Annotated in this window: 8 protein-coding genes, 1 tRNA gene and 1 riboswitch; of the genes, 3 read left to right on the forward strand and 6 right to left on the reverse strand. The window is 68.3% G+C overall.

Going from position 1 to position 9,999, the window contains the following annotated elements; genetic code table 11:
• Window positions 1-277, reverse strand: a 277-nt coding sequence (locus AC1D15_RS08770) for an Lrp/AsnC family transcriptional regulator (RefSeq protein ID WP_477825679.1), incomplete at its 3' end; no start/stop codon positions are given.
• Here AC1D15_RS08770 and AC1D15_RS08775 point away from each other — a divergent pair.
• Complete coding sequence (locus AC1D15_RS08775; protein ID WP_477825680.1) at window positions 249-809, forward strand: RBBP9/YdeN family alpha/beta hydrolase; 561 nt, start codon at window positions 249-251, stop codon at window positions 807-809. The two genes, AC1D15_RS08770 and AC1D15_RS08775, sit on opposite strands and share 29 nt — an antisense overlap.
• 39 nt (window positions 810-848) lie before the next feature.
• Here AC1D15_RS08775 and AC1D15_RS08780 read toward each other — a convergent pair.
• The 4 genes from AC1D15_RS08780 to AC1D15_RS08795 form a co-directional block, all read right to left on the reverse strand.
• Window positions 849-924, reverse strand: a tRNA-Asn gene (locus AC1D15_RS08780).
• A gap of 49 nt (window positions 925-973) precedes the next feature.
• Entirely contained in the window at window positions 974-3,154 is a 2,181-nt protein-coding gene (locus AC1D15_RS08785; RefSeq protein ID WP_477825681.1) for a TonB-dependent siderophore receptor, read from the reverse strand.
• 60 nt (window positions 3,155-3,214) lie between these two features.
• Window positions 3,215-3,317, reverse strand: a riboswitch (TPP riboswitch).
• Window positions 3,318-3,398: 81 nt separating this feature from the next.
• The gene (locus AC1D15_RS08790) at window positions 3,399-3,974 is read right to left on the reverse strand and encodes an isochorismatase family protein (RefSeq protein ID WP_477825682.1); all 576 of its coding nucleotides are present in this window, start codon (window positions 3,972-3,974) and stop codon (window positions 3,399-3,401) included.
• Window positions 3,975-4,474: 500 nt separating this feature from the next.
• On the reverse strand, window positions 4,475-5,230 hold the full coding sequence (locus AC1D15_RS08795; protein WP_047502083.1) for a glucose 1-dehydrogenase: 756 nt from the start codon (window positions 5,228-5,230) through the stop codon (window positions 4,475-4,477).
• 122 nt (window positions 5,231-5,352) lie between these two features.
• On the opposite strand from AC1D15_RS08795, the gene AC1D15_RS08800 reads away from it, so the two are divergent.
• Complete coding sequence (locus tag AC1D15_RS08800; RefSeq protein WP_477825683.1) at window positions 5,353-6,252, forward strand: LysR family transcriptional regulator; 900 nt, start codon at window positions 5,353-5,355, stop codon at window positions 6,250-6,252.
• Between the two features lie 70 nt (window positions 6,253-6,322).
• Here the strand turns inward: AC1D15_RS08800 and AC1D15_RS08805 are convergent, their stop codons facing one another.
• The gene (locus AC1D15_RS08805) at window positions 6,323-9,319 is read right to left on the reverse strand and encodes a winged helix-turn-helix domain-containing protein (protein ID WP_477825684.1); all 2,997 of its coding nucleotides are present in this window, start codon (window positions 9,317-9,319) and stop codon (window positions 6,323-6,325) included.
• Between the two features lie 482 nt (window positions 9,320-9,801).
• Here AC1D15_RS08805 and AC1D15_RS08810 point away from each other — a divergent pair.
• A partial coding sequence (locus AC1D15_RS08810) for a hypothetical protein (protein ID WP_477825685.1) occupies window positions 9,802-9,999 on the forward strand: 198 nt, incomplete at its 3' end.

The following is a 9,999-nucleotide window of genomic DNA, read 5'->3' on the forward strand; positions in this document are numbered from 1 at the left end:
GGCGTTTGAGGCGTTCCGATGTCGCGGGCTGTGAAAGACCGATACGTCGACCGAGTTCGCTGACGGCGAGCCTTCCATCCTCCTCGAGAAGCGTCACGATCTTGATGTCGGTCGCATCCAGGCTCGCTGGTTGACGTTGGGCCATGGCACCTTGAATCCATCGGTTCGACGATCCATTTTCCGATGCTTTGCCATTCCAGGCCGATGCACCTCGCCGCAGACTGGGCGCATCGGAAACGGAGGCATCGATGGAGAATGTTGTGGTCCTGCCGGGCATCGGTGGGTCAGGCGAGGCGCATTGGCAGAGCTTGTGGGAGCGCGGACAGCCTCAGCTGCGCCGCTTCCAGCCTACGAGCTGGGATCAGCCCACGTTGGATGACTGGGTGTCCGCGCTCGACAGGGCGGTCGCCTCGTCGCCTGCGCCGCCGGTCCTGGTGGCGCACAGCCTGGCATGCCTGCTCGTCGCCCACTGGAGCGCGATCTCGCAGCGGGAGATTGCGGGAGCCTTCCTGGTGGCGGTACCCGACCCGCAGTCGTCCTCGTTCCCACCGGCGGCGGCAGGGTTCGGTGGCGTTCCGGAGGGTGCTTTGCGCTTCCCGAGCCTGATCGTCGCCAGCACGAGCGATCCCTTCAGCACCATCGACTACGCAAAGCATCGCGCACGCCAGTGGGGCAGCCGCCTGGTCGAAGTGGGGCCGCTGGGGCACATCAATGCATCGAGCGGCGTCGGGGCGTGGCCGAAGGGCTGGTCCTTGCTTCAGGAGTTCCTGGCGAAGGACGTGTCGATGGCAAGGAGTGGGAAGGGCTGAACGACAAAGGGCCCGCATCGCTGCGGGCCCCGTCAATACTGGCTCCTCGACCTGGGCTCGAACCAGGGACCTACGGATTAACAGTCCGGCGCTCTACCGACTGAGCTATCGAGGAACTGAGCCTCAGATTATAGACAGAAAAATCACCGGTTCCGGCAGCCGCTTCACAAATCGATCTGAACCGATGCACGGACCGTCCGCGGCGCGAGCGGGTAGAGGTACACGTGCCCGAACTGCAGCGGCGCTTCCTTCCAGGCGCGGCGGTCGCTCAGGTTGTCGATGCCCACCCGCCAGGTCAGCGTGCCGACGCCTGCCACCCGCTGCTCGTAGCGTGCTGCCGCATCGAAGCGCGTCCAGCCGGGGATGGACAGGCTGTTGTCCGGCAGCACCATCCGCTCGCCCTCGTGCACCGCGCCGGCCGAGAGGTTCAGGCCGGTGAGCAGCGGCACGCGCCAGCTCAGGTTCAGCTTCAGCGTGCGATCCGGCACGTTGACCGGGCGCCTGCCGTTCAGCGTCGCATCGCTCGCGACATCCTCGACCCGCGCGTGCAGCCACATCGCCGCGCCTTGCAGCGTCCAGTCGCCTGCCGTCCATGCGCCTTCGGCTTCCAGCCCGCGGTGGCGCTGCTCGCCGTCTTCCTGGTGCGTGCAGGTGCTGCCGTTCGTGTCGTCGGCGCAGTTGCTGCCGACATCCGCGAAGCGCGGGCGCACGATGTCGAACGCCGCCAGGCCCCAGCTCAGGTCCGTCGCGCTGCCCTTCAGGCCCAGCTCCACCTGGCGACTCTTCAACGGCGCGAGTGCCTGCCCGGCATTCGTGTAGCGCGCGCGGTTCGGCGCCACTTCCGATTCGATGCCCTGGCCCCAGCTCGCATACGCCAGCAGGCCCGGCTGCAGCGCGTGGCTCAGCGCGAGCCACGGTGTCGTGAAGCCATCGGTGTACGAGACCGGCTGGCTGCCGTCGGTCGCGATGCTCTCGCGCTTCAGCCGCGTGTGGCGCAGGCCCAGCCAGGCGCTCCAGGTCGGCGTCAGCGTGATCGCGTCGCGCAGGTACAGCTCGGTGTTGCGCTCGTCGCGGTTGGTGTTGGTGCCGGTCAGCGTGGGATCCGCAGGCGTCACCGCGGTGCCGTCGATGTTGCCGGTGCCGACGTAGTTGTACGCCTGGCACTGCAGGCGGCTCCTGAAGCGCGAGAACAGCACGCCGGTCTGCAGCTCGTGCAGCAGCCCGCCGGTCGACAGCGTGCCGCGAACGCCCAGGTCCAGCGCATCGGTGCGGCGGTGCTCGTCGTCGCTGCGGTAGTCGTAGAGGTCGTAGGTGCCGTCGCTGCAGTAGCGGTCGTAGTTGCCTTCGGCGCCGCAGCCGTACGGGAAGGCAAGGCGGTCGTCGCTGACCAGGCGCTGCGTCGCGAAGTGCGCCACGGCGCGCCAGTCGGCCGACAGGCGCTGCTGCCAGCGCAGCGACGCGGTGTCGCCGTCAAGCACCACCGGCTGCGACCAGGGCTGGTTGTTCAGGTTGGTCCGCGGGTCGTAGGCCGATGCATCGGGCACGCGGTTGCCCAGCAGGCTCATCGCCGGCACGCTGGGCTGCGAGCGGTGGCTGGTCTCGAACTCGGCCTCGAGCAGCGTGTCCGGCGTCACGCGCCAGTCGCCGGCCACCGCCAGCAGCTGGCTGTGGCCGCGCAGGTCGTGCGTCTGCGGATCGAGGTCGTCGTACTGCGCGTTGACCCGCATGCCGAAGGCATCGCCCTCTCCGAAGCGCTGGCCGATGTCGACACCGCCGCGCCAGGTGCGGCTTTGCTTCCACTCCAGCGCGGCCGAGCGCACCGTGCCCTCGGGCCGTTTCACGACCAGGTTGACCAGGCCGCCCGGCGCACTCGTGCCGGCCTGCATGCCGCTGGTGCCCTTCAGGATCTCGATGCGCTCCTTGTTGGCCAGCGGCAGCGCGGTCTCGGCATTGATCGGCAGGCCGTCGCGGCGGAAGTTGAAGCGGTTGTCGGTCGCGAAGCCACGCACCATCAGCGTGCTCCAGTAGCCCTCGGAGTTGTAGGCGTCGCCGAGGCTCGCATCGAAGCGCGTGATGTCGGCCAGGCTCTGCACGCCGGCATCCTTCATCGCGACGCTGCTGATCACGCTCGCCTGCAGCGGCAGCTTCGACAGCGGCAGGTCGCCGAAGCCGCCGATGGTGGCGACCGCATCGGGCGCGCGGCCGGTCACGGTGACCGGCGGCAGCGTCTGCGGATCGATGGTGCTGGTGGTGGATTGCGCATGCGCGCTGAACGCGGCTGCGATGCCCAGGGTCAAAGGCGCCAGCGGCGCCAGGGCAGGGGACTTGCAAGAACGGAATGCCATCGTACTTCCCGGTTTGGCGATGGCAGGTCGGCGCAACCGGGCCGCGGCAAAGAAGAGAGGATCCGCGGCACGACGCTTCCCTGCGCGAGGATTACCTCAGTCAGGTTCGAAGGGACTCTCTCAGCCGGTCACGTGAACGTGGCCAGCACCCCTAGCGATGCCCGCCGGGTGAGCGGCGGGCGGACGGATTTTGCACTATTTGGAGAACGTGGCCGAGTGACGGGTCAGGCGGCGTTCATGGACTTCAGCGAACGCCGCCTGGTGTAGCAAAGTCGACTTCCTCTGCTGTTGCGGTTCCGTTCTTCCGTCCGGGGTAGCTGATCCACTTCATCGCGACGTTCAAGTCGGCAACGACGCTTGAGGCCTCGATCTTCGGCCCGTTCTCAAGTTCGAGACTCTTCGTCGTGTGCGCATCCTTGACCAGAGTCAGGTCGTAGCCGCGATCCAGTGCGCCGTAGGCGGTGGCACGGATGCACCAGTTGGTCGCGGCGCCGGCCAGCACGATGTGCGTCGCGCCGATGCGCGCAAGCTCGGCTTCGAGCCCCGTCTCTTCGAACGACGACTCGAAATGCTTGTAGATCCGCGCTTCGCCTTGCGCGGGAACCAATTCCGGTACCAGTTGCCATGACGGCGAGTCGCGCACGAGTTCCTTGTCGTCATGTTGTACCCAGATCACGGGGACAAGTTGCTCCCGGGCGCGCTCAACAACGCGCGCGACGTTGTTGACGACTCGCGTGGTCTCCCAGGCTTCGGCCACGACGCTGACTTGAACGTCAACCACGACGAGCGCTGCTTGATTTCCGGTGCGGACTGTGGACATGGTCAGGATGCCTTGATGTGAGGTGGAGGGCAGGCGATCGATCTTCTGCCGCCCAACGTTTGACATGAGGGGTCAGGCGGCGCTTCGCCTGCGCTACCGGCTGCCATGTGCGGCTACCGGGGCTTCGGCCACGACAGGGACCGAGTCGGCTCTTTCGGCAGGCGCTCCTGGTGGCGCACTGTTTGTGCGCCGTGCCTCGAGGTGTGCCAGGCCTTGCGGGCTGACCGCCACCAGCGCCGCTTGCCCTTGCTCGTGAAGGTGATCGACGAAGCCTCGCTTGTTGGCCTCTTCCCAGACGGGCAGGCGTGGACACGACGTACGCCAGGCTTCAAGGACTTCGGCATAGGGGCGCGGATGCGGGCCGATCCAATCAAGGAGGTCCAGGATCAACGGTTCTACGGGGTCAGGCATTGCTACCTCCGCAATTGACAGCGCACGTCAGTGTAGCGAGAGAGTTGCCGCGGTGGCTCGATCGTGCCCGACACGGGCCGTGCGGGCGCTCAGCGCGCCACGTAGCCGCCGTCGATCAGCAGCCCGGTGCCGGTGACAAAGCTGGCGCGGGGCGAAGCCAGGAACAGCACGGCCTCGGTCACTTCGTCGGCCGAGCCGGAGCGACCGGCCGGCAACTGCTGGGTGAAGGCGGTGCGAGCCTGTGCGTCGCCGCCCCATACGCGGTCCTGCATCGGCGTGTCGATCATGCCCGGGTTCACCGCGTTGACGCGGATGCCGCGCTGCACGTACTCAAGCGCCGCGGTGCGCGTCAAGCCCATCACCGCATGCTTGCTCGCGATGTAAGGCGCCAGGTTCGGGAATCCGACCTCGCTGCCTACCGATGCATTGTTGACGATCGCACCACCGCCCGATTGCAGCATCGCGCGGATCTCGTGCTTCATCGCCCAGAACACCCCGCGCACGTTGGTGTTCATGACCAGGTCGTAGTTGTCGCTGTCCTGCTCGGCGAACTCGGCGCTGCGGCCTTCGATGCCCGCGTTGTTGTAGGCCACATCGAGCCGGCCGTGGTGCGAGAGCGCCAGCTGCACCAGCGCGTCCACGTCGGCCTCGCGCGTCACGTCGGTCGGGGCGAACACCGCGTTGCCGCCCTGTGCGCGGATCTGCTCCACCAAGGTTTCGCCCTCGGCCCGGCGGCGCGCGCCCAGCACCAGCTTCGCACCCTGGCGCGCGAAGGCCTGCGCGGCCGAACGGCCCATGCCCGAGCTCGCGCCGGTGATCAGCACGACCTTGTCCTTGAATTCCATTCACTTGCTCCTGTGAGGCGCCGGCGACGTGCCGGCGATGGAAGGCAGTATGGAAACCGGCGTTGATCCTGTGAATGAATACACTGGGAGATCAGAATTCCCAGCAGAGGAATAATCAAGGGATGCTGAACCGTATCGACCTGCTGCGCACCTTTCTCGTCGCATACGAGACGCAGAACTTCCGCGAGGCTGCGATCCGCCTTTCGATCTCGCCGCAGGTGGTCACGCGGGCGGTCAAGGAACTCGAAGGCCATCTCGGCGAACTGCTGTTCCACCGCAGCACCCGCAGCGTGCAACCCAGCGATTTCTGCGAGCGCTTCGTGCCGCACGCGCGCCAGGCGTTGCAGGGCGTCGATGCCTTGTTCGCGGCGGCGATGCTGGCGAAGGATGAGCCCGTCCAGGGCCTGGTGYGCATCGCGGCGCCGACCATGCAGGGTCGGCGCTTCGTGATGCCCCTTCTCGAGCGCCTGGCGCTGCAGCATCCTGGCCTGTGCTTCGACCTGCGGCTGTCCGACCAGGTGATCGACGCGGTGGCGCAGCGCATCGACGTCGGCGTGCGCGCCGGCCGCCTGGGCGACAGCCGCTTCGTCGCGCGGACGGTGTCGGTATTCTCGTTGCGCATCGTCGCAGCGCCGTCGCTGCTCAAACGCATCGGGCCGGTGGAGTCGGTGGCCGGCCTGAATACCCTGCCCACCGCCCAACTGATCAACCGCAACACCGGCCGCCCCTGGCCATGGAGGCTGAACCGCGAGCGCGAGATCCTGCCCGCGCTCCCCGCATTCGTCTCCGACGACGCCCAGGCCGTGTGCGATGCGGTGCTCGCAGGCATGGGCATCGCACAGCTGGCCGGCGTGCTGGTCGCAGACCACTTGCGCGGCGGTGCGATGCAGGAGGTCCTGCCCGAGACGGCGCCCAAGCCCTGGCCACTGTCGGTCTACCGCGTGCAGCGCCAGCCGGTGCCGGCGCGCATCCGCCTGGTGTACGAGGCCCTGCTGGAGGGCTTGCGCGAGGTCGAGAGTTGATGTGGTGAAACGGGCTTGGCCTGAGCGCGTCGCTTGCACGCAGCGAGATATCAGCGCACGGCGATTCCGATCATGGCGCAGACGCGGATTGGTTCGTTCGACCGGTGCTGTCCGGCCTGCCGTGGCCGGCGTCGGTGATGCGCGCCTTGAGGTCCGCCGCCAGATCGTGGTCGGGGTTCTGGTCGAGGATCACGTCGAGGATCTGCATCGCAATGCCGGCGCGGCGATCTTCGACGGCACGAGACGCGAGGTCAAGCATCTGCGTCATCCACACGCCCTCGTCGGCGGCAAGGGCGGGTGCCTCCGCGGCGTCGGCCACCAACCGCGAGAGCCTGGCGGCCAGCCGCCGACCGAGTGCCGCCGGCGACCGGTCGCGGAGGCTGCCTTCGATCCGCGCGGCGGGCGTGGTCAGCACATAGTCCAGGGCCAGGGCGGCGTCCCGGCGCATCAGGCGGGCGAACAGGACGTGCGCGCCAGGGCTGCGGATRCCGATCGCAGCCGCTATCGCATCCGGCGTTGCGGCGAGGGCGTCGTCAGCGCCTGCCTTTGCCTCGGCGTCGGACATGCGCTTCAGCCGTGAGTGCACGGCCAGGGCGTAGCCGAGGACGTCCAGTGAGTACCCGAGTTCGCGATCATCGCGATCGGCGCCCGGCTTCCCGCCCGATGGCGGCAGCGGCACGATGGCCAGCAGGCGCTCCGGTGTCGCGTGCGGGTCGGGCAGCAGCGCCGCGGCGATGTCATCATCGGCCTCCACGTGCGTATCGGCCAGCAGCCGGTAGCCCTTGCGATAGACGGTGTGGACCCGTACCGCGTGCGTCTTGCTCCGCCGCATCGCCTGGCGGATCTTGGTGATCGCTTGCGCGACCACTTCCGGCGACACTGTCGCCCTGCGCCACACCGTGTCGAGGAGCTCGTCCAGAGTCACCACGCGATGACGATTGCGGTACAGATGCACGAGCACGTCGAACGGTCTTGGCTCGAGTGTCTGGCGCCGTCCGTCGACCCACAGTTCCCGTCGCTCCACGTCAAGCACGCAATGGGAGAATCGGTACTCCCGACGCATCACGCCGTTCGGTGGCGCCATCGGCATCGGGTGTTCGCGCCGCGGATCGATGGGCACTGCTGACAGCTCCCGTCCGAGCCGGCGGAAGAGGGGCAGCGCGGCCGGCGCAGTCGTCAGCCGCGCAAGCAGTGCCTGGGCCTCCGGTTCCTGCTGGTGCCAGCGTGCCAGCAACGCGCGTGGGTAGAGCAGGTTCGCGGTGGTGCTCTCGTCCTGCAGGTGGGCCTGCGCGTCTGCGCGCTCGAGTTCAGCCTGTGCGGCGGCCAGGCGCCCACAGCGCACGAGAGCCTCGACGAGCCACGGCAGCAGGGGCGCCTCGGCAGCGCGATTGCCTTGAACGCGGCATTCGGCCGCCGCGCGCAGGAAACAGTCGGCCGCCTCGTCGACGCGACCGGCTGCCATGGCGGCATGCCCGTGGGCCTGCCACAGATAGCCGTCCTGCATCCGGTCCGGCCGCGGCAGAAGCGACAGCAGCTCCGCAGCGGCATCCGGACGGCCTTGCAGACGATGGAGCAGGCTGTGAATGTTGACCACCGTGCTCAACAGGCCCACATCGACCTCGATCGCCAGCGCGGTGGCGGTGGCCTCCTCCGCACACTCGCGCGCCTCGTCAAGGCGGTCCGCGTACACCAGTTCACCTGCAAGGTTGAGGCACACGCTCACCAGTGCGGTGTTGGCATTCAGCCTGCGGGCCGCGTTCGCAAGTTTTCTGTTCCAGCGGATGGACTGCTCGGCGTGGCCGGACAGCGAGGTCATGATCGCCCGCAGCCACAGCACGGTCAGCAATCCCCACTGGCTGCCGATGCGCGTGAAGATGGCCTGGGCCTCGTCGAGCCGTGCCTGAACGGAATGCAGCTCGCCGAGGCGGCATTCGACGGATGCCAGCAGCGTCAAGGCGTGCCCCTGCCAGTGCGGCGGCATGCAGCCGCGGCCCAGCACGAGGGCGTGCTCCAGGCTCTGCGCCGCCTCACGCAATCGGCCTTTCACGTGGTGCAGCGTCCCGAGATGCTGTTGCCCTTGCGCTTCGAGACACCGGTCCTGGCCGCGTCTCGCGGTTTCCAGCAGCCGGGCCGCGGTGCGAGGTCCGTCATCGCTGCCGCAGACGGCCTGTGCACGCAGCAATTCCAGATCGAGCCCAGGAAACTCCGGCTCCAGTTGCTGAAGCAGCGCAAGGGCCCGCAGCGCTGCAGGATGTCGGCTCATCGCAGCGGAGTGCCTGGCCCGCGCGAACAACTCGATCGACAGCGGCGAGCAGCCGCTCATCCCGTGGGCCGAGGCTCGGCGCCTGCCATCGCCCAGCACCGTCTGCCGCAAGGCCGCGATGGCGGGCAGCACGAGCCCTGCTGGATCAGCAGCGTGGATCGCGATGACGCTCTTCCTGCCCTGGTCGTGGACGTTCAGCTCGAGCGCGAGTTCGCCGCCAGCGAGCCTCAGTGAGCCGACCACGGCACAGCGCGCGCCGGCGGCGCGCAACATCTGCAGCATGCGGACCTGCCCTTCGGGCCAGGACGTTTCCAGCGACAGTGCGTCCTGGACCTGGATGCGCCTGTCGATCGACAAGCCGTGCGCGATGCAGGCGACCAGGCCGTGCGTCGCCCAGTGCAGGCTCGGCCGCCCGGTGTGATTGCGCAACGGGCCGATGATCACCGAGGGGACGCCCTCGCGCGGCAGGTCCGCCGCAGCGGGCTGCGATGCCGGTGCCGAGGGGACGTCGAAGATGTAGCCGACCCGCGGGATCGAGCGGATGATCGGCTGCGGCCCGTCGTCGCCGATGGCCCGGCGTGCCGCGCGGATCGCCTGCCGAAGCGCGCCTTCGGATACCGCCCCCTCGGGGCGCAGCGCAGCCACCAGCTCTTCCTTCGTGACCACTCGATGGCGGAAGCGGGCCAGCCGCTCCAGCACGCGCCACGCCCGAGGCTCCACCTTCACCGCCTCCCCGTGGCGAAGCACACGCCCTCCGAGCAGGTCGAGCGACCCGCCGGGCAGTGTGATGACAAGCTCGCTCATCGCGCCGGTGCGTGCCCATGAGGGCGTCGCGCTGCAATCGGCCGCAGGGGGGCAGATCGGGAATCAGGGAGGAAGAGGCTGTGCATCGTCGGCGTCCGGTTTTGAGGCCTCGCCGGAACGGCGCAGTGTCGGTGCGCCGCCATCGTCGGGCCGCGGCGCGGACCTGCTCGTCGGCAGAAGGCGATGGCATGAATTGTTGCTTGTTGCGCAAGCTGGTCGGCGGCCTCGGCGGCCTGCGTCGGTAACAGTTCTTTTCGGCGCCCGCTCCGTAACGGTTCGATCAGGAATGCGGGCCGCCCTGTGCCGAGACTGCAGCGCCATGAACCATTCACACTTCACTTCGCGGCAGCGCGTCGACACGCCCTTGCCAGAGTCGTTTCCCCTCGTGACCCGGATGCTGCAGGCAGAGCTTGCGGATGTGGTGCCAACCGCGACACGCTGCCTGTCGGCTGGCCTCGTGGCACTGCTGGTGGGTTGTGGCGGTGCCAACGGAGGCGACGCCGCCTCCCCGGTCTCGTCTGCGCCGGCACCTGCACCTGCGCCTGCGCCTGCACCTGCACCCGCACCCGCACCCGCACCCGCACCCGCACCTGCACCTGCACCTGCACCTGCACCTGCACCTGCACCTGCACCTGCACCTGCACCTGCACCTGCACCTGCACCTGCACCTGCACCTGCAC

It is taken from the genome of Rhizobacter sp. P2_H2 (genome assembly GCF_056403375.1).